Origin of the sequence: Hyphomicrobium sp. DY-1, from assembly GCF_047497105.1 — a bacterium.
Lineage (GTDB): Bacteria > Pseudomonadota > Alphaproteobacteria > Rhizobiales > Hyphomicrobiaceae > Hyphomicrobium_B.
In genome coordinates this window covers 3515338-3534129 of the sequence record NZ_CP134870.1, presented here as the reverse complement: position 1 = coordinate 3534129, position 18792 = coordinate 3515338, and the positions used below count along the sequence as shown (strand labels likewise).

At 59.2% G+C, this 18792-nt stretch carries 23 protein-coding genes; 11 read left to right on the top strand and 12 right to left on the bottom strand.

Going from position 1 to position 18792, the window contains the following annotated elements:
- Nucleotides 1–8: 8 nt before the first annotated feature.
- A complete protein-coding gene (locus tag RLW41_RS17105) occupies nt 9–944 on the bottom strand; it encodes an AEC family transporter (protein ID WP_414462235.1) in 936 nt (311 codons plus the stop codon).
- A gap of 308 nt (nt 945–1252) precedes the next feature.
- On the opposite strand from RLW41_RS17105, the gene RLW41_RS17100 reads away from it, so the two are divergent.
- Both RLW41_RS17100 and RLW41_RS17095 read left to right on the top strand, forming a co-directional pair.
- Nucleotides 1253–1504 (top strand): hypothetical protein, encoded by a 252-nt coding sequence (locus tag RLW41_RS17100; protein ID WP_013947063.1) that lies wholly within the window; start codon nt 1253–1255, stop codon nt 1502–1504.
- A 1618-nt stretch (nt 1505–3122) separates the two neighbouring features.
- The gene (locus RLW41_RS17095) at nt 3123–3479 is read left to right on the top strand and encodes a DUF305 domain-containing protein (RefSeq protein WP_414464604.1); all 357 of its coding nucleotides are present in this window, start codon (nt 3123–3125) and stop codon (nt 3477–3479) included.
- 98 nt (nt 3480–3577) lie between these two features.
- On the opposite strand, the gene RLW41_RS17090 is transcribed toward RLW41_RS17095, so the two are convergent.
- Nucleotides 3578–3958 (bottom strand): hypothetical protein, encoded by a 381-nt coding sequence (locus RLW41_RS17090; protein WP_414462234.1) that lies wholly within the window; start codon nt 3956–3958, stop codon nt 3578–3580.
- A gap of 362 nt (nt 3959–4320) precedes the next feature.
- Here RLW41_RS17090 and purL point away from each other — a divergent pair, with 362 nt between their 5' ends.
- From purL to RLW41_RS17070, 4 genes are read left to right on the top strand one after another with little or no spacing between them, the layout of a single operon-like run.
- A complete protein-coding gene (gene purL / locus RLW41_RS17085) occupies nt 4321–6573 on the top strand; it encodes a phosphoribosylformylglycinamidine synthase subunit PurL (protein WP_414462233.1) in 2253 nt (750 codons plus the stop codon).
- A gap of 21 nt (nt 6574–6594) precedes the next feature.
- The gene (locus RLW41_RS17080; protein WP_414462232.1) at nt 6595–6822 is read left to right on the top strand and encodes a hypothetical protein; all 228 of its coding nucleotides are present in this window, start codon (nt 6595–6597) and stop codon (nt 6820–6822) included.
- Nucleotides 6823–6869: 47 nt separating this feature from the next.
- Nucleotides 6870–7727: a hypothetical protein gene (locus tag RLW41_RS17075; RefSeq protein WP_414462231.1), complete on the top strand. Its 858-nt coding sequence runs from the start codon at nt 6870–6872 to the stop codon at nt 7725–7727.
- Nucleotides 7714–8187, top strand: coding sequence for an FKBP-type peptidyl-prolyl cis-trans isomerase (locus tag RLW41_RS17070; protein WP_414462230.1), 474 nt, complete (start codon nt 7714–7716; stop codon nt 8185–8187). The genes RLW41_RS17075 and RLW41_RS17070 overlap by 14 nt, the downstream gene beginning before the upstream one ends.
- 2 nt (nt 8188–8189) lie before the next feature.
- Here RLW41_RS17070 and RLW41_RS17065 read toward each other — a convergent pair whose 3' ends face one another.
- The 4 genes from RLW41_RS17065 to RLW41_RS17050 all read right to left on the bottom strand — a co-directional run bounded on the left by RLW41_RS17065 (nt 8190) and on the right by RLW41_RS17050 (nt 10413).
- Nucleotides 8190–8996 carry a glycosyltransferase family 2 protein gene (locus RLW41_RS17065; protein WP_409562890.1) on the bottom strand — a complete coding sequence of 269 codons (807 nt, stop codon included), beginning with the start codon at nt 8994–8996 and terminating at the stop codon, nt 8190–8192.
- Between the two features lie 139 nt (nt 8997–9135).
- Nucleotides 9136–9435: a hypothetical protein gene (locus RLW41_RS17060; RefSeq protein WP_409562889.1), complete on the bottom strand. Its 300-nt coding sequence runs from the start codon at nt 9433–9435 to the stop codon at nt 9136–9138.
- A gap of 17 nt (nt 9436–9452) precedes the next feature.
- The gene (locus RLW41_RS17055) at nt 9453–9668 is read right to left on the bottom strand and encodes a hypothetical protein (protein WP_409562888.1); all 216 of its coding nucleotides are present in this window, start codon (nt 9666–9668) and stop codon (nt 9453–9455) included.
- 451 nt (nt 9669–10119) lie between these two features.
- On the bottom strand, nt 10120–10413 hold the full coding sequence (locus RLW41_RS17050) for a hypothetical protein (protein WP_414462229.1): 294 nt from the start codon (nt 10411–10413) through the stop codon (nt 10120–10122).
- A gap of 354 nt (nt 10414–10767) precedes the next feature.
- On the opposite strand from RLW41_RS17050, the gene RLW41_RS17045 reads away from it, so the two are divergent.
- Nucleotides 10768–11568, top strand: a complete 801-nt coding sequence (locus RLW41_RS17045) for a DUF2147 domain-containing protein (RefSeq protein ID WP_414462228.1) — start codon at nt 10768–10770, stop codon at nt 11566–11568.
- Nucleotides 11569–11746: 178 nt separating this feature from the next.
- On the opposite strand, the gene pqqA is transcribed toward RLW41_RS17045, so the two are convergent.
- Nucleotides 11747–11836, bottom strand: coding sequence for a pyrroloquinoline quinone precursor peptide PqqA (gene pqqA, locus RLW41_RS17040; protein WP_013947273.1), 90 nt, complete (start codon nt 11834–11836; stop codon nt 11747–11749).
- Between the two features lie 198 nt (nt 11837–12034).
- Between pqqA and RLW41_RS17035 the strand changes: the two genes are divergently transcribed.
- Nucleotides 12035–12271, top strand: coding sequence for a BolA/IbaG family iron-sulfur metabolism protein (locus RLW41_RS17035; RefSeq protein ID WP_414462227.1), 237 nt, complete (start codon nt 12035–12037; stop codon nt 12269–12271).
- 109 nt (nt 12272–12380) lie between these two features.
- Nucleotides 12381–12731, top strand: coding sequence for a Grx4 family monothiol glutaredoxin (gene grxD, locus RLW41_RS17030; RefSeq protein ID WP_013947049.1), 351 nt, complete (start codon nt 12381–12383; stop codon nt 12729–12731).
- Between the two features lie 260 nt (nt 12732–12991).
- Here grxD and RLW41_RS17025 read toward each other — a convergent pair whose 3' ends face one another.
- Both RLW41_RS17025 and RLW41_RS17020 read right to left on the bottom strand, forming a co-directional pair.
- On the bottom strand, nt 12992–13441 hold the full coding sequence (locus tag RLW41_RS17025) for an MEKHLA domain-containing protein (protein WP_409562885.1): 450 nt from the start codon (nt 13439–13441) through the stop codon (nt 12992–12994).
- Nucleotides 13438–14535, bottom strand: coding sequence for a P1 family peptidase (locus RLW41_RS17020; RefSeq protein WP_414462226.1), 1098 nt, complete (start codon nt 14533–14535; stop codon nt 13438–13440). Before RLW41_RS17020 ends, RLW41_RS17025 begins: the two co-directional genes overlap by 4 nt.
- 152 nt (nt 14536–14687) lie before the next feature.
- Here RLW41_RS17020 and RLW41_RS17015 point away from each other — a divergent pair, with 152 nt between their 5' ends.
- Entirely contained in the window at nt 14688–15788 is a 1101-nt protein-coding gene (locus RLW41_RS17015; protein WP_414464603.1) for a paraquat-inducible protein A, read from the top strand.
- A gap of 17 nt (nt 15789–15805) precedes the next feature.
- Here RLW41_RS17015 and RLW41_RS17010 read toward each other — a convergent pair whose 3' ends face one another.
- The gene (locus RLW41_RS17010) at nt 15806–16405 is read right to left on the bottom strand and encodes a TetR/AcrR family transcriptional regulator (RefSeq protein WP_414462225.1); all 600 of its coding nucleotides are present in this window, start codon (nt 16403–16405) and stop codon (nt 15806–15808) included.
- Between the two features lie 124 nt (nt 16406–16529).
- Here RLW41_RS17010 and RLW41_RS17005 point away from each other — a divergent pair, with 124 nt between their 5' ends.
- Entirely contained in the window at nt 16530–16952 is a 423-nt protein-coding gene (locus RLW41_RS17005; RefSeq protein ID WP_414462224.1) for a DoxX family protein, read from the top strand.
- 339 nt (nt 16953–17291) lie between these two features.
- On the opposite strand, the gene rpsD is transcribed toward RLW41_RS17005, so the two are convergent.
- A complete protein-coding gene (rpsD, locus tag RLW41_RS17000; protein ID WP_409562882.1) occupies nt 17292–17909 on the bottom strand; it encodes a 30S ribosomal protein S4 in 618 nt (205 codons plus the stop codon).
- 215 nt (nt 17910–18124) lie between these two features.
- Entirely contained in the window at nt 18125–18778 is a 654-nt protein-coding gene (locus RLW41_RS16995; RefSeq protein ID WP_409562881.1) for a hypothetical protein, read from the bottom strand.
- Between the last annotated feature and the right edge of the window lie 14 nt (nt 18779–18792).

The window sequence follows — 18792 nt, the reverse complement described above, 5'->3', positions numbered from 1 at the left end:
GGCGAGCTTCAGGCCGACATCGCAAGATATGCTGAAACAGTTAGAACAGAGATCATTGTCGAAACGAGAATCACGCGCGACGTAACGGCCGCCTCGCGCGCATAAAATTCCGCGAGCATGAAAGGCCCGGTTCCCGTCGGCAGCGCAGCGAGCAAAACGACGGTTCGCGTCAGCGTCGGCGACAGATGAAAGACCATGCTCGCCAAGACCCACGCAATGATCGGATGCAGCACAAGCTTCAATCCGACGAGCATTGCGGTCGAGCGCGTTACGTCGGCTTCCTGCTCGGTCTTGGCGGCGAGGAACAAGCCGAGCGCCACCAGCGCACACGGCGACGCCGCGCCTCCGAGCATCTTCAGGAACGTTTCGACGGGCACCGGCACCGTCAATCCGCTCGCGGGAAAAAGCGCGCCGAGCGCCGGCGCCACCAGCAGCGGATTGCGCATCAACGACAGGCCGACCTTGCGCGCAAGATGCAGAGCCCGCGCCTCACTCTGCAGCCCGACCTCGATCAGCACGATCGCAATGGCGAACACCACGCAGACCGTAATGATCGACGCAATCGTCGTCGGCGCCAGCGCCTGCTGGCCGAGCACTGCAAGCGTGATCGGAAAGCCCATGTAGGCCGTATTCGCATATCCGGCATTGAGCCCATCGATCGCGGCGTCGGCCAGATGCCGCGGCGAGCGCAGACGCGCGGCAACCGTCACGGTAAAGATCAGCAGCGTGCTGATCCCGAATACCGCGATGAAACCCGGCTGCCAGAGATCGCTCCAATGCGCGTGGCTCGTGATGTCGAACAACAGGGCCGGTAACGCCAGATAGACGACAAACCTATTGAGCTCCGTCGTCGCGTTGGGCCCGAGCACGCCGATCCGCCGCGCGAGCCACCCGGCAAGCACCAGCGCGAAAATCGGCAACACGACGAGAAACGTGGAAAACATGAAACGCTCACCAAGAAGGATAGGTCGCCATTCCTATGGTTGCGCCGCGACCCAATCCAATGCGGTTTATTGAACCCGTTCCTGGGTTTCGCCGCTGTCGCCGCACAATTGTGATCTTTCGGTGGCATTTGCGGGCGGCCACTTGCGCCCCACACAAGCGCACCTAAATCATTGGGAGATTGCGGGGCCGGGCCCCTCTGGCATGCACCAAAACGGTGCTGCGATGTCGGACCGCATCGGGTGTGCCCGGTGCCGTCTTTTTTTTTTCAACCGGACATACCTCCAACATTCCGAACCGGAGGAAAACTATGTCCCGTCGCTTCTTGGTCCTTCTCGAGCGAGCCGCCCGCATTCGCGAGTTGATCGACCGCGAACAGCAGTCATCGGCGCCAAACGCCATTCGGCTGATGCGTATGAAGCAGGTCTATCTGATGATTTCACGTCGGCTCAGAAGCCTGACGGAGAAACGGATCATCGCGATGGCGTCCGCCCCCCGCCTGCGCCCGGACGTCGTCTTCCGCAACGTCCGCTCCGCCCCCGCCCTCTCGGGCCATTGGTGAGATAGGGGCCTGTGCTTGGCGGCCGGCGCGGAACGCGTGTCGCCGAGCACCTCCGAAAAACTTCGGCCGGCTCCCCGCAGGGGAGTCGCCTGGGCTCAGCAACGGCTTTCGCAACATCCCCGTGCGCGACGGCCGGCTCGCGGAACGCGAGTCGTCGCGCATAAACAAAAAAGGGGCTCTCTGGCCCCTTTTCCGTGCAGTCAAACAGTCCGCTTGATTAGCGGCTGTTCCCGCGCCGCTGGTTTTTGCGCGTCGGCTGAGAGCCGAACGACAGCGAGTTGAACACAGCGAACACGATGGCCTTCATAGTAGCACCTGTTTTGAGCTAGCCAGCGGGAGAACCCCGCCTAACTCCCGGGATTAGCCCCCGGGTCGCTTTCTTCTACAGTGTAGATAGGTGATCCGTGTGCGTTGCGCCAGGGGGGCGCCGAGCAGCTCTATCATGCGCGCCCAGCAGCGCGGCTCTGTCGCGGGGGGTGTCGCAAAAACTCAACGATTACAGTAACTAAAGTGCGAATAAAAAAAGGGAGAGAGTTGTAACTCCCTCCCTTCGCTCGAACGACTTGCAAGCGTGGACTTGGAAGCGTCGAAGCAAACCCGCTGCCGGATTTCGCAACCGCGAAGGCGCTACTCTGCGAACGAACCCTCAATTCCTTCCGACGACCCTGAACTGCGAGTTCGCGGGCCGCCGGCATTGATCGATGTTCAAGTCCGCACTACGGCTGATGGACGTAGCGCCACGTTTCACGGAATTACATAACCATCTGAGCTGATTAGAAAAATACCCTATACCCGCAAGTCCGTGTTGCGCCTTTTGCAGCGCGAAACGGTCACAGTACGAACGGGTAGGACGGAAAGTGCCAACCTGCACCATAACTGGGCAACTGACCTTCGCCGAAGGCTGATTTGCGACGCAAAACCGTCCGCCAGCCCACAAATGCCCCGAGCCGGCAAAACGCCGCACGATTCCACGTGACGAAATCGCTCAAGCGGCCTGACGATAACGCCGGATGTCGGCTGCCCGTCCGGGCTCACCAGCAACACTTGCCTCAGAGGCAAAAGGCTGCCCCGGCGCCGCAAAGCGTGAAGCGTGCGCGATTTCGAGCGCCGACGGATGCTCCCCATGACCGCCGAGTTGGTGATACCTGGCAGCGCGCCAAACATCCGCGAACGAAACACCCGCGAGCAACGATGCGCGCCTCTCGAACTTCCCCGACGACATGAGTGTAGACCTTCTGACCCATCATATGCGCAGCTGAGGGAGATCCAGTCGCTCCCTGCACTGCCGATTTGACGAGCATATAGGATGCAGAATCTGCCAAATAAAATGGCATCTCGCCGCAATGCTGAAATGCGCCGTCAGCAGCGCTGAGCCGCCGCGGCATAGGGTGCAGCCGGTTCATATCGCATTCAGAAATTTTGAAGCGATCCGCACGGAGCATTTCTCGAAGCCGGCGGCCGCGACAACACCGCGATGCGCCGCTATAGAGTGCGTCCGACTACGACAGTTATTTTATCGCCGGGCACGCCCATATTCGGCTCGACCGTCAATCCAAACGAGGAGGACACTTACCCCGTGAAAACCATTGCCGGACTGCTATGCCTCGGTTTCTTCCTCATGACGCCTGCCATGGCGGAAGACATGGACATGAAGTCCATGGATCACATGAACACGGGCGGCCAAATGAAGATGGACATGGGCACGTCCGCCGACGCCGCTCCGTCGTCCAAGGCTTTCGAGGCTGCAATGCAGAAGATGCATCAGGGTATGATGGTCGGCTACACCGGCAACGCCGATGTTGACTTTGTGAAGGGCATGATCCCGCACCACCAGGGTGCCGTCGACATGGCCAAGATTGAGCTTCAGTACGGCAAGGACCCCGAGCTTCGAAAGCTCGCAGGGGACATCATCAAAGCCCAGGAAACCGAAATCGCGTTCATGAAAACCTGGCTCGCCAAGCGCAGCCGGAAGTAGGTCTCAGCACCACTGTAATGCTCAGAAGCTTTTAGCGGAGGATGCAGAAAGGGAAGATACTGGCAAGAGGGCGTGCCAGCACTTGGTCCTTTCCTGTCCTATTTTCTAGGCGCAGGCGTGACTGTGGTCGTCCAATGACCGAGCGCATCTTTCGACTTGCCCCACCAGTTGTATTCGTATTGCAGCACAGCACCGATGGCGGTCACAGTAGCAATAACAATTGCTGCAAACTTTAGACTAAGTACTTGAGCAATCGTATCAAGTACGGTTTTATAGACCAGTTCACCGCAGAATTTCTTCAACACTGGTATGATTGTCGTATAGAGCGCCGATTTAGTCGGCGGCTCAGGCGGCAACACTATTTGTTTAGGCAGCTCTTTCTTACGCGCCTTCTTTGGCGTTTCGATCGGGTTGCCAAAAAGGTCTCGCACGAACTCGTCGCAGGAAACCATGCTTTCCATTTTCGGGACTTCGCTCATTCAAATCATCTCCTTTCTCGAAGGACAGGATGAGTGATTTGGTATGAGGCTCGGAAGGCGGATATCCACAGGGGCCAAAACTATCCCCACAATTCACAAGGATAACTTTTTGGCTTGCGAAGCAGAAAACCGTAGCAAACAGAGCGCACTTCTATTGTGGACAATTGGCTGTCCACAACGGGATGCGCTTATCCACAGATGAGCAACCGACACGGATCTCAGCTTTAACGGCTATGTTTCAAATCCGAAAAACGCGACGTTTGGCCATCGAGCCGATCATCCCCCTGGGGCGACAAAGCGGCCTTGACCCCATATAAGCGGTCGCAAATCAAGCGCCGCAAGACATTTGCCCGAGATCCTGAATGACCGAGACGACCACCGCACGCAAGATCACCCCCCAAGTCGTAGCCGAGCACGGTCTGAAGCCGGACGAGTACGAGCGTCTGCTCGAAATCCTCGGCCGGGAGCCGTCGATCTGCGAGCTGGGCATTTTCTCGGTCATGTGGAGTGAGCACTGCTCCTACAAATCTTCGCGCGTCTGGCTGAAGACGCTGCCGACGTCAGGCCCCCAGGTGATCCAAGGTCCCGGCGAGAACGCAGGCGTAGTCGACCTCGGAGATGGCGATGCCGTCGTCTTCAAAATGGAGAGCCACAATCACCCCTCCTACATCGAACCGTTTCAGGGCGCGGCAACGGGCGTCGGCGGCATCATGCGCGACGTCTTCACGATGGGCGCACGCCCCGTCGCCAACATGAACGCGCTGCGCTTCGGCGCCCCCGATCATGCCAAGACCCGCCACCTGGTTTCAGGCGTCGTCGCCGGCATCGCGCATTACGGGAACTGCACCGGCGTGCCGACCATCGGCGGCGAAACGAATTTTGACGAAGGCTACAACAACAACATCCTCGTTAACGCCATGTGCGTCGGCCTCGCGCGGACGGACAAGATTTTCTATTCCGCCGCCAAGGGCGTCGGCCTCCCCGTCGTCTATGTCGGATCGAAAACGGGCCGCGACGGCATCCACGGCGCAACAATGGCGTCGGCCGAGTTCGACGAGAAGTCCGATGAGAAACGCCCGACCGTGCAGGTCGGCGATCCTTTCACCGAAAAGCTCCTGATCGAAGCCTGCCTCGAACTGATGGCGACGGACTCGATCATCGCCATTCAGGACATGGGCGCGGCGGGCCTCACCTCATCGACCTCGGAAATGGCCGACAAGGGCGGCGTCGGCATCGAACTGAACCTCGACCTCGTGCCCCAGCGCGAAACCGGCATGACCGCTTACGAGATGATGCTCTCGGAAAGCCAGGAACGCATGCTGATGATCCTGAAGCCCGAGCGCGAGGCCGACGCGAAAGCGATCTTCGAGAAATGGGGCCTCGACTTCGCCGTCATCGGTCACACGACCGATACCCAGCGCATGATCATCAAGCACAAGGGTGAGGTCGAAGCCGATCTGCCCGTGCCGGTGCTCGCCAACTCCGCGCCGATGTACACGCGCCCGCATGTCGAGCCGAAGAAGCCCGCGAAGATTTTGCCCGAATGGGTGCCCGCACCGAACGCAATCCTCGGCACGCTGAAGGATCTGATGGCAGGCCATCACCTCGCGTCGCGCCGCTGGATCTGGGAACAATACGATCACATGGTCATGGGCGACACCGTCGGTCGCCCCGGTGGCGACGCGGGCGTCGTGCGCGTCCACGGCACGAAGAAAGCCATTGCGGTTGCCTGCGATGTGACGCCCCGCTACGTCACCGCCGATCCGGAAGAAGGCACCAAGCAGGCCGTCGTCGAAACCTGGCGCAACCTGACCGCCGTCGGCGCCGATCCGCTCGCCATCACTGACAATATGAACTTCGCCAATCCCGAACGCCCCGAGATCATGGGGCAGTTCGTTGCAAGCTGCCGCGGCATGGCGGAAGCCTGCAACGCGCTCAGCTATCCGGTCGTCTCCGGTAACGTCTCGCTTTACAATGAGACGAACGGCGTCGGCATTCCGCCCACGCCTGCTATCGGCGGCGTCGGCCTCGTGCCCGATTCAGCGAAGCTCGCCGATATTCGCCTCAAGAACGAAGGCAACGTGCTGATCGTCATCGGCCGGGAGGAAGGCCACCTCGGTCAGTCGCTCTATCAGCAATACGCGTCTGGCAAGTTCGAAGGCGCGCCCCCGCCGGTCAACCTCGAAGATGAGATTAAGGCCGGACGTTTGATCCGCTCGCTGATCCGCGAAGGCCGCGCACTCGCGGTGCACGACTGCGCCGACGGCGGACTGCTCGTCGCCATCGCCGAAATGGCGCTTGCGGGCGGCAAGAACGGTCTGTCGCGCGAAGCATCAGGCCTCGGCGTCGAACTGTTCGCCTATGAGGGCAAACTTCCCGCGCACGCCGTCTGGTTCGGCGAGGATCAGGGCCGCTACGTTGTCGAGGTTACGCCGCAGAAGGCCGAGGAAGTTCTGGAACGCGCGCGCCTGCTCGAATTGCCGGCCCGCATCATCGGCCGCGTCGGCGGCAACGCCATTGCGCTGAAGGGTGAAGGCGCATTGCCGCTGTCCGAACTCCGCACCGCCAACGAAGGTTTCCTGCCGAAGCTAATGCAGGGTGAGTTGGCTAGCTGACACGGAAGGAAAGTACGGACCATGGCGACCGGCGATAACCCGCAATCCCAGCAGGAACTCAGCGAAATCAAGGGCGCCCTCGACGTACTCTTTACGCTGCGCGAAGAGTTCGCAACATGGGTCGAGGAAGCCCAGGACGGCGTGCGCAAAGAAGAACTCGACAACGTCTATCAGCACGTCCTCGCCATGGAGGAAGAATACCAGCGTCGCCTCGTCGAGCTGCAGAAAAAGGTCGAAGCATCATCCTAATCGGGCAATACTGTCTTCCAAAGCTGACAACGGGGTGAACTCAGCAAATGAAGGACGTCCCGCCAATTTTTGGAATACCAAACTCCGATGGCAAGCGGCTTGCCGTTGATGAGGAAGGCAACACCTGTGAAATTTTAGGGGTTGCCAGGTATCAAGTAAGAGGCTCCGAGGACCTAATTATTCAATCGCCACAATCACTGTTGGATGCTTCCGAGCTCGACATCATCAAAAACATTCTTAGACAAAAAGATATTTTTGCTTGGTTTTTCGATTTCATGCTTGATGCAGCTATCGGGCCTCACCCGCGCAACAGAGAACTCGACATATTATGTGCACTTCCAAGATCAGCAGTTGGCCTTGACCCTAAGGAAAAGCCCGGCGATTTCGATATTGTTATTTTGCCGAGAAGTTCTCGAGGCTACTTTCTCAAAGAGATTATGGCTCTTGAAGTAAAAATCCTTAGATCGCGGCAACACGGACGCGACAACCATCCAAGACCTTCCGGACAAGCCCAAGCAAAAGGATTGTTGCGAGATGGCTTTCCGTTTGTCGGAATGCTCCACATCATCGTCTGTGAACCATCACCTAAAGACAGCTGGCAACCGATGAACAAATTCCAAATTTTAAACGACAGATATGAAGCAGACAAACTGTCCGACGCAGAGCCCATGGACACTATCAACATTGACACCACGGAACGGCATTTTGGAAGAATGCAGCGTTACGTTGACGGAACTTCAATTGGCGCGATGACGATATCTTTGCTGTTGGATCAATCCGGAACGAAGATAATCGGCCGCGATCTATTTTCCCGAGAAATTCGACCGACGAGAAATGAAACAGTCAACTTAGAAATGTTAAAAATTCTCTGTCACATCGCGATGGACACACATGCCGCCACATGAAAAAATTATCAGTTCTTCGGCTCACCGCGCCGGCATTGGTCTGATTGTCGCCCTTGCAATAGCATTTGGCTTTTTCTCTACCGCAATCGCACAAACGCAAGGAACATCCATGACCACCACACCGTCCGGCCTCCAATACGAAGACACCGTCGTCGGCACCGGCGCGACGCCCGAGACCGGGCAGATCTGCGTCATGCACTACACCGGCTGGCTCTATGTCGACGGCAAGAAAGGCTCGAAGTTCGACTCGTCTGTCGATCGCGGCCAGCCGTTCGAATTTCCGATCGGAACCGGCCGTGTCATCAAGGGCTGGGACGAAGGCGTTGCCGGAATGAAAGTCGGCGGCAAGCGCACGCTCATCATTCCGCCGCAGCTCGGCTACGGCGCACGCGGCGCTGGCGGTGTCATCCCTCCGAACGCCACGCTGATCTTCGACGTCGAATTGCTCGGCGTGAAATAACCTTATGCGGCGGAGGTCGCCAACACCGGGGCCTCCGCCGGATATTGATGCCGGGCCACCCGCGAAACGACGCCGGAAAGGTCCGAGCAGCGCGGCCGGTGGAAGCGTTCGATGTTGGTCAGAAAGCGCTCCTGCGTGACCATATTCGGATGCTCTGATCCACGCGCCTGCCGTTCTTCCGGGCTCATCTTGGTCTTGATCTGCATCTTGCGGGAAATGCCCTTCTCGTTGAGCACCGCATAGCCGTAATAGAAGATCGCCAGATCGCCGAGCGTCGGCATCTGATACCAATGCCGCCCGCCCTCGCGCGCATACGCGACGGGGTAATTGTGGATGCTGCGGCTGGCCCGCAGTCCGAAATTCAGCTTATCGCACGGACGCGGATCCGTTTCGTAATAGCCAAAGCGCACCTGCTCGTGCAGCGGCCTGCTGTGATCGAGCGGCGCCGGATAGCCGCCCTGCGGTTGGACGAAAACATAGTTGCCGATGAAGTGCTGCGCCGGCACCGTGATTTTATCGAGCTGCGCCACGTTGCCATAGAGGAATTCGGTTACGTTCAGCGCCATCCGCCAACCGCTGCAGGTCCGCTCGTAGTCTTCCACTTCGCGGTCGATGCAGGCGCTGTCGAAGTAAGCATTCCGCGTCGGATAAATCTCCCACTCCGGACACATCTTCTTGATGATGTCTCGGCTCGCATCTGTCGAATTGTAGTCGATCATGATGCCGTGATCGAAAATCCGCCGATGGTGGGCGAGCCACCAAGGCAGCAGATATTCCTCGTTGAAGAAGTGGCAAACAACCGTCCGCATCTCAGCCCCCAAGCGAACAAGCACCGCCCGCGCTGCGGCATCCACAGCCATCAGGCGCCATGCGTTTGATCCCGGTGGAAAGATATGCTGCGATTCGATCAATCGCTGAAGCAGACAGACTGGCTCACGTTCACTTGATCTAGGCCAACGTCGTCGTCGCAAAGCCCAGCAGGCGCCGTCTCTTGTCGGCGTAGCCGCGATACTTGTAGATCAGCCCCGGCGGGACAATGAATTCGCCGTCCTTCAGGGCCGCATCGTCGAATTGACCGTTGCTGAGGCGCGGCGCAACGCCCGAATAGGCAAAACGCCGCCCGAACTCATCCAACACGAATTCCGAAAAATCGCGCCCATCGAGCCGGCCGATCACCGGACCTTCCGGTGTCGTGTTGTGAAGCACGGAATATTCCAGGATATGCGCGTGATGCCTCATCGCGTGCATGGAACAAGGCCTTCCTGCTAATAGCGAATGCCATCGAGCTGTTGCGTCGGCGCGGCGTTGGAAACGGTCTCGTCAGGTTCGCTGTTGGCAGCGATGATAATTCCGAGCGCCGCACAAGCGCCGATCAGAAGCGCAAGAATAAGCGGTCCTTCGCTTTTTTCGCGCTTCTTGGCCGGGACCGTCTGTACCGCTTGCCCGATGCGCTGTTTGGATTTGAGTAAATCGCTGGACATGGTTCTAACCGTTTCTGTGTGCGTTATCGGCACACAACAGAAACGTAAGCACCTACCCATAAAGTTTCGACGGGAGACCCGGCGCAAAGATATAGCCGTCCCATAAGGACTGCATGGCGCGACGGAAGCTTAAGGTTGTCGCAATCGGCATTCTGCTTTCTGCCGCTTCCGCTTAGCAACCTCAGGCGGCATGCGGCCGAGCCTGTTTACGTATCGCCACCTCCCCCAAAAAAATATTTCGGCCCGCGGGTGGAACATTCAAGATTGCGCGCAATCGTCATGAAACACGCCCGCCCGAAGGCAACCGGAGGTGCACATCAGCGTTTAAAATTTGAGATTACGCTCGCGAACGCGTGAAGATGTCCCCAAACACCCCCGTAAACGGGAACGACGACCGTCAGCACGCAGCTGGGGTCGTCGCTCCCATGGAAATTTGAATGTAGACCGAACGTTATTTATGAGCGCCGGCGTTCTGCTCCATTTCAGCGCCAGCAAGAGAGCCGTCCTCGGGCTTGGCATTCGGCGTCGCCGTCTTGCCGGTTCTATCGCTGTTGACGCCTGGCTGGCGCTGCATCTGGGCTTCGGACAGGCTGCCGGAGTTCGGCTTGGCCGTCGGCGAAGAAGTCGAACCGCCATGCGTGCCGGGAAGATCTTTCATCGCTTTAGTGGTGATATTGCCGTCCTCTGCGAGCGCAACCGAACCGGAAAGGGCCAACAGCAAAGCTGCAAAAATCGTCGTTTTCATCGTACAAGCTCCTGATCTAAAAAGTTAAAAATTGTTCAGTCCAGAGCGCGACCGGAACGCAGTACGGTGTAACGCTCGACCGCCGCATCGAGCTGCGACTGTTTCTCGCTCTTGCATGAACGGTACGTCGGGCTTTTGAGGTTCGTTTCAGGCGCTGGCGGAGAAAGTTTCAGCGAAAGTCTGGGCGAAAGTTTCCGCGGCGGACATTAAGGAATGCGAGGAGCCCACGACCGTGCCGATAGCCGTTTCGATCATTGTGTTCCGGGAGGAACTTCCGGTTCGGATGATCCAGGGCACAACGGCAGCAACATCGGTTATCCAGAGCAAACCTGATCTTACGAAAAGGATCTTGTCATGCGGATCATAAAATTGATTGCCCCTGCCGCGATCGCCCTGTCGCTGGCGCCGGCGACGTTCGTCAACGCATTTGCCGGCTCCGATCCGGTCGGCGTCTGGATGGACGACACCGGCCGCGGCGCCGTCGAGATCAAGCCGTGCGGCAACGCGCTGTGCGGCAACGTCGTTTGGGTGAAATCGTCGACGGATAACGATGGCTGCGGCAAGCAGATCATCGGCAACGTCACGCCCGCGGGCAGCGGCCACTGGGACAACGGCTGGATCTACTCGCCGGAAAAGGGCCGCAAGTACGATGTCGAGCTGACGCCGCTTTCCAACGGCAATCTCAAAGTTGTCGGCTATGCCGGCCTCAAATTCCTGTCGCGGACGATGATCTGGACGCCAGCGCCGACCGACCTTCAGCTTTGTGTCGACACATCGCCGAACAATGCCGACAACGGCGGCGCGACCAACGCATCCGTCCCGCCTACGATCACCCCGAACGCCAATACTTCAGGCAAGAACGCGGTGCCGTCACCAGGCGCAGGCAACGACGCCAACGCCGCTGCTCCGGCGACCAACGCAACAGCCAAGGCAAAAGAACCTTCGGCAACACCCGATCAGGGAAAGACACCGCCCAAGGAAACTGCCAAGGCTGACGAGCCGCCGCCCGCAAGAGACAGCGACACGAGCGGCAGCGACCTGAGCAAAATGAAGATCGGCGGCACGGAGCTGGACAAGGTCTTCACGAAGACGAAGGACGGCAAATGCAAGCTCGACCTTCCGTGGGTGAAGGTCACGCTCGACTGCGACCGCTGATCGAAGAAAGTTCGCTCGCGCCGAGGCCTCCCCCCGTTCTCGGCGTTTCAGAGACGCTCGCTGCACCTGCAGGTGGCGAGCGTCTCACCCCTTTTTGAAAGCCCCGAGAAGCCAACAAAAGAAAACGCGGCGGCAGGGTTTCTGCCACCGCGTCCGAATTCAAATCGCGTCAATCGACTTAGATGAGGTCGATCTCAGCCGGAAGGTACGACGTCACTTCGAGGCCGACTTCCTGCTCGCGAACTTCAGGCTTTGTCCAGGTCTTCATGGTGTCCTCCATTAGACTTTTAGGGAGTTTCTCACTCCACGTAACGTATGAGATAGGCCTGATCTCCGATAACGTCCAATCGCAATCACGTGAGAATTCCATAAGATTGCCTGATCGAAGGCCTTGCCGCAGCTGATCGGAAGCGCCATAGATCAGAAAACCCTCCAGATCATGATCAAAACCGGGAGTTCACCACCAATGCCGATGGCCGCGGCCGATATCGAGAAGATGATCAAAGCCCGTTTTCCCGACGCCGAAATCCACTTGAAGGATCTCGCGGGCGACAACGACCACTGGGCGGCGCACGTCGTCTCGGCGGCCTTTAAGGGCAAGAGTCGCGTCCAGCAGCATCAGATGGTCTACGACGCGCTTGGCGGCCGCATGGGTGGCGTTCTGCATGCCCTGCAGCTGACAACCGCCCTGCCGCCCGAATGACCGGCGCGCCAGCTAAAGCGTCCGATTGACTATCGGACAACTCTCGCCCACATCTCAACCTTTCACGGGTGCGCCGCTACGGCCGCCCCGGCACGATAGGAGCCCCGGAATGGCCTCTGACACCACCACCGCCAATGACGTGATTGCCAAGACGATCGCCGACAACGACGTCGTCCTGTTCATGAAGGGAACGAAACAGTTCCCGCAGTGCGGTTTCTCCGCTACCGCCGTGAAGATCCTTGAGCACCTCGGCGTGCCGTTCAAAGATGTGAACGTGCTCGAAGACCAAGGCATCCGCGAAGGCATCAAGACGTTTTCGAACTGGCCGACGATCCCGCAGCTTTACGTCAAAGGCGAATTCGTCGGCGGTTGCGATATCATGCGCGAGATGTATTCCGCAGGCGAACTGCATGACCTCATCTGCGAAAAAGGCATCGCCCACAGTCACCACCACGGCTGAGTTTCGCAATCAGATATGAAATTCCAAGCGGGGCTGTTTCAGCTCCGCTTTTGTTTTTTGCGGTCCCGTCATCCCCGTCGAACGTCTCCAAAAACAAAACATACACTCCGTCACGCCGGCAGAGGCCGCGCCCAGACAAGTATCGGCACAGAAACTGTTTCTGTCTGACTGGATCCCGGCCTGCGCCGGGATGACGATGCGAGACGAATGAACGCTCGCTCCCCTTACCGCGGCGGGAAGGACTGCGGCTGCGAACAAATTCAAACATCCGTCCATGACGCAAACGTCGCCGCCTGCCCACGATTTGCCCCGTCGGCGTCGATCAACTGCCACACGATCCCGTCGTCGATCCAGAACCGGCGGCCCGACTTTGAAATCCGCACGCCGCGATAGCCGCGCACGAACCCGTCGCGCGCAACAGCTTCCAAAATCCGCGCGCGCTCCTCGCGATTCGGCGCTTCCGCCGACAGCCGCGACGGCAACGTGATGAACTCGTCCCACGGATATTCGAAACACGCCTGCGCCCGCTTGTTTGCATAGACGAAGCGCGGATCGGCATCCGTGTTATGCGCCACGACGACGAATGGCGCGTCCTCGTAAAGCCATTGCGCGTTTGCGCCCTCCGGCACCAGCGGCGCGCCGACGAGCCGCGCATAACTGCCCGTCAGCAGTTCGAAGAACGCTGGATCGCTCCGCAAATCCGAACTCATCCGACGACCAGCGTCTTCAGCTTCTCGGTGTCGATCGCCTTGACGAGACGACCGTGCTTGCCCGTCGTCGTCTCGGCCGCGAGCATCGCATTCAACACCGCTTCCTCCACGCTTTCGACCACGGCCAAATAAACCGTATCGAGATCGTCGTTGCTGACGGCCGTGAACGTCAACGCGGCAGGTTCCGGCAATTGCCCCGGATCGTTCGCCGTCGAAAATGCCATGAAGATATCGCCCGACGAATTGCCCGACGGCGTGCCGCCGCGTCCGATGCCGATCGACGCCCGCCGCGCCAGGCGTTCGAGTTGCCCCGGCAACAGCGGCGCATCCGTCGCGATGATGACGATGATCGAACCCTTCTCCATCGAATAGACGCGCTCGCCCGGCAGCAGATCGCCGACCGGCTTCCCGCACACCGTCAGCCACGGTTTGATGCCGTGGTTCGCCTGCACCAGCACGCCAATGGTGTGTTCGCCGAGCCGCGTCGTCGCGATCCGCGACGCCGTCCCCGTCCCGCCCTTGAATTCATAGGCGATCATGCCCGTGCCGCCGCCGACGCAGCCTTCTGCCACCGGCCCTGGCTGCGCGCCATCAATCGCCGCCATCACATGCGCTTCGGTGACATGAAACCCCGAGATGTCGCTCAGAAATCCGTCGTAGGTTTCGGCTGCGACCGGCAACGCCCAAAGATCCTCCCCCAGCGCCGAGAAGCGCTTGGCCATCCACTTCAGCGTCGCGTGATGCGCAAGCCCGACCGAGAATGTATTCGTGATCGTGATCGGCCCGGTAAACCAGCCCGCATCGCGGATCCAGTGCGCGCCCGTCATCTCTCCGTTGCCATTCATCGAAAACACGCCCGACCACAGCGGATGCGCCAGGTTTTCCGGCGCGCGCGGCAGGATCGCCGTCACACCCGTGTGCACGTTTCCGCCGTCATTGCGGAGCGTCGTGAAGCCGACAGTCACGCCGCCGACGTCTGTGATCGCGTTCAACGGCCCCGTTACACCCGGCATCGGCAATCCGAGCCCCCGCGCCCGCGGCTTGCCTGTGGAACCGAATTTCGCGGGATCGCGCGTCGTGCTGCTGTCCGTCATGCTCTCACCTGTTCTGCTCTCCCCTCCCTAGCCTCCAAATGCGCTTGCGACTTGACCCGCAGTGTCTCAATTTTGCCCTAACCGGATGCTGCCTCGATGGCATGGCAGAGCATGGCCCGCTTCGCCGCGAAAGGAGACCGATCGTGCAGGTCATGTGGCTGAGCGGCAGGCGCTTCTTTCTTTCGCTGACCATCTTGACAGCCAGCGTCTGCCTCGCGCTCGGCATCACGCTGCCGATCCTGAAACTGACGAGCTTCGGCATCTGGACGACCGAGCATTCGCTGCTCTCGACCGTCGACGTGTTGCTGAAGGACAACCAAACCTTCCTCGGCCTCATCGTACTCGTCTTCTCGATCCTCCTGCCCGTCACCAAGTTGCTTTACCTGCTGCTCGTCTCGACATTGCCGCCCGCCGAAATCGTCCGCCACCAGACGCGGCTGCGCGCCCTCGAATGGCTCGGCAAATGGTCGATGCATGACGTGCTCGTGCTGGCGCTGACGATCTTCTTCATCAAGAGCCAGGAGGTTTACGACGCATCGAGCCTCAACGGCGTCTATTTCTTCACCGCCGCCGTCGTGCTGATGATCCTTGCCTATGCCTGGATCAGAACAGACGGCATGGCCGCCGCGCCCGAGCTTGTCCCCGTGCTGCCGCAGCCCGACGTCGGCCAGAAGGAAACGCGGCCCGCGTGGCGCAACTTCGCGCTGAGCTTCCTGATTATTCTCGCGACGGTGTTCTTCGCACTCGGACTGATCATGCCGTCGATCCGCTTCACGACCATCTACGTCTGGACCAACGAGCACTCGATCCTGACGATCATCTACGCGCTGTTCGAGAACAACGAATACTTCCTCTGCTCCGTCGTGTTTGCGGTGTCGGTGTTCTTCCCGTTCCTGAAGCTCTTCTATCTGTTGACGCTCATTACCGCGCACGACATGCCGCAGGAGTTTCGGCGCAAATCGTTCGCGACGATGGAATGGATCGGCCGCTATTCGATGACCGACGTCATGGTGCTGGCGCTGATGATCTTCTACGTGAACTCATCGGGCTACACCGAAGCCCGCGTGCTGCCGGGCGTCTATTTCTTCGCCGCGTCCGCGCTGATGACGATGCTCGCCTACGCCTGGGCCAACGCTGAAACACCGTCACGACGCCGAAGCAAACGCGGCGACGGCGGCGGCCCGGCCATCACGCCCAACCCCGGCATCTCGATCGCCTCGAGCTCTAAAACTCGACGCCATAGAGCCGCTTGATCGTCTCGCTCAATTTGTCAGCCGCGGCGAGCGATTGCTTCCAGCAACTCAGTCGTTGCAAGACGGGCACGGGAATGCATCACCTCTTCTGAAGCGCCAGCAAGCCCCAGTAACACACGAAAAGAATCGACACCGATGAGACGGTCAATAAAATCGCCGGCTAGTTTTCGGCGAAAGACATCGTCGAATCCGGCAAACTCCGGTCTATGAGCGAGAAACTCGTCCAGAACGGCCAAATGCGAGCCAATCAGGCCGCGATAGGCCAACTCGCCCAAATGCGGAAAACGCACGGTCTCCGCCATAACCGCTCGAAACAATGCCGTGGTGGTTTTGTCTGCCACCCTCTGCTGAAACATGATGCCGACGAAGACGAGCAAGTCTGAAAGCGGCTTCTTAAGTGCCTCAGCGATTTCTGCCGTCTTGCTTTCATCCTCAGGGTGACAGGCGCTCTCAATGACGGCGGCAAAAAGATCGTCCTTTCCCTCGGCGTGGCGATAGAGCGTCATGATCGAGACGCCCGCCGCAGCCGCAATCCCTTCCATGCTGGTCCCCTCATAGCCGTGCTGAAGGAATGCATTTCGAGCGGCATCAAGAATAGCCGTCCGCTTGCGCGCCATCAGCTTCGCTTTGGGATGATCGGCGGCCCAGTCTTTCACGTACGCATTGACTCCATATGATAATAACCATTATCGTAGCGAATCGATAGGATAACATCCATTATCGAAACGGACAGAATTTGCCATGTTTCAGCAAACCTTGCCAATCAAGACCTCCTCGCATCGCGCATTGAACATTGTCGTCTGGACCGCCCAGGCACTCTTATTCGCGAGCTTCGTTTGGGCGGCATGGATGAAGATCACAACGCCAATCCCGCAACTCGCCGCCATGTGGAGCTGGACCGGGGATCTGCCGTCGCCATTGGTTCGCATTCTGGGAGTTGTGGATCTGGCAGGCGGCTTAGGAGTGTTGTTGCCATCGCTGACACGCATCAGGCCAAGCCTGACAGTCCTAGCCGCAGCAGGATGCATTTTGCTCCAGGTTTGCGCCATGATCTTCCACATTGCGCGAGGCGAAATCTCCGTCACACCCGTCAACGGAGTGTTTCTGAGCCTTGCGGTTCTCGTCTTCTGGGGACGCCGTAAAATCCCAATCGCATCTCGTTAAATACCAGACCCGTCGTCTTCGACTGCGGCCCGCTCGACCACAATGAGCAACAAAAAAGGCCGCGCGAACGCAGCCTTTTTCGAAATCCCTAACCCATTTCGGCCAAAGGCCAAGAGCCCGACCGGGCGACGGCGCGAGCGCCGCCCTCGCGGAGGTGGCCCGCGCGTTCCGCGCGGAATGGCCACCGTGAGCGACATCGAAATCCGCCAAACAAAAAAAGGCCACCTCGAAAGGCAGCCTTTTTGAAACTCGATCCACTTCGGCCAAGGGCCGTGGTGAAATACGTCCGTCGCTTCCGGCCGGCTCCGCGAAGCGGAGTCGGAAGCGACAAACAAAAAACTACCGCGAATAGAATTCGACGACGAGGTTCGGTTCCATCTGAACCGGATACGGTACGTCCGACAGGGCAGGAACGCGCGTCAGCGACGCCGTCAGCTTGCCATGGTCGGCGTTGACGTAATCGGGAACATCACGCTCAGCGCTCTTGATCGCTTCGAGCACGAGCGTCATCTGCTTCGCCTTCTCGCGAACTTCGATGACGTCGCCAACCTTCAGGCGGTAGCTCGGAACGGTGACGCGCTGGCCGTTGACCGAAACATGGCCGTGGCTGACGAACTGGCGCGCAGCGAACACGGTGGGCACGAACTTCGCGCGATAGACGAGCGCGTCGAGACGGCGCTCAAGGAGGCCGATCAGGTGCTCTGACGTCGAACCCTTGAGGCGCGAAGCTTCATCGTAAGCGGCGCGGAACTGGCGTTCGGAGATCGAAGCGTAATAGCCTTTGAGCTTCTGCTTGGCTTTGAGCTGCTGGCCGAAGTCGGACAGCTTGCCCGAACGGCGCTCGCCGTGCTGGCCCGGACGGCTCTCGCGGCGGTTGAGCGGGCTCTTCGGACGGCCCCAGATGTTCTCGCCGAGGCGGCGGTCGATCTTATGCTTGGCGCGAATGCGCTTCGTCATCTTCTAGCACTCCATGAGTTATGGTCCGGCCGAAGGAGCCGGAGCCGATTGGAGCGCCCCCTCCTCTAACCCCTCTCGGGGTTTGACAGGCATGGACCTTCGACAGTCCCGCCACGGGTGCGCAGAAATCAAACGCGGGCCCGAAGGCCCGCGAAGGTTGTGCTTGATAACGGTCATCGAGAGCCGCGTCAACCGCCCCGAACCGCCTCGAAAGCCTATTTCTTCTCGACCGTCGTCTCGCTGACGGACGTCGACCCGGTCGAAACGGGCGCACCGGCTGCAGGAGGAGCCCCGGCCGGCGGCTTCTGGCCCGCCTGAGCAAAATTCGGCGGCGGACTGCTGGCGACGTACGCCTCGATCAGCTCCTTAACCTTTTCCTTTTGCTCGGGCGTACACGTCTGCGGCGGCGATTTCTTTTCGTCGACAACGACTTGCTTGTCGCCTTCCTGCTCGACCAGCTTGATACGGCCGGTCATCAGCATCAGAGTCGTCAGATGCAACTGGCTGATGTAAACGAGTTGCTGCTGCGTCCACTTCCGTGTCGCCTCTTCCCGGCGCATCAGCGCACGGTGGTTCTGAACCTGCTCGTCGCGCAAGTCGCAAATCTGAGCATGGGCCGAAAGGCGGCCAGCCATAATCACCCGGCGCGCAACATCGAGCGGGACCTCGACCTGCGCCTTCTTATTCTTGTCGATAACGATGACCGATCCGTCCGGCTTGGAGAACTGCTGCGGGGTAAGCGACCACGCATACTCCATGAATGATCTTACGGCATGCTCACTGAGTTCCTGCGCGCCAGCCGACACTGTGGATCCCCACAGCGACAGCGCTGCCACGCCCGCCAACACAACCCCCGCCCTCGTGTTCATCCACATCTCCAGTT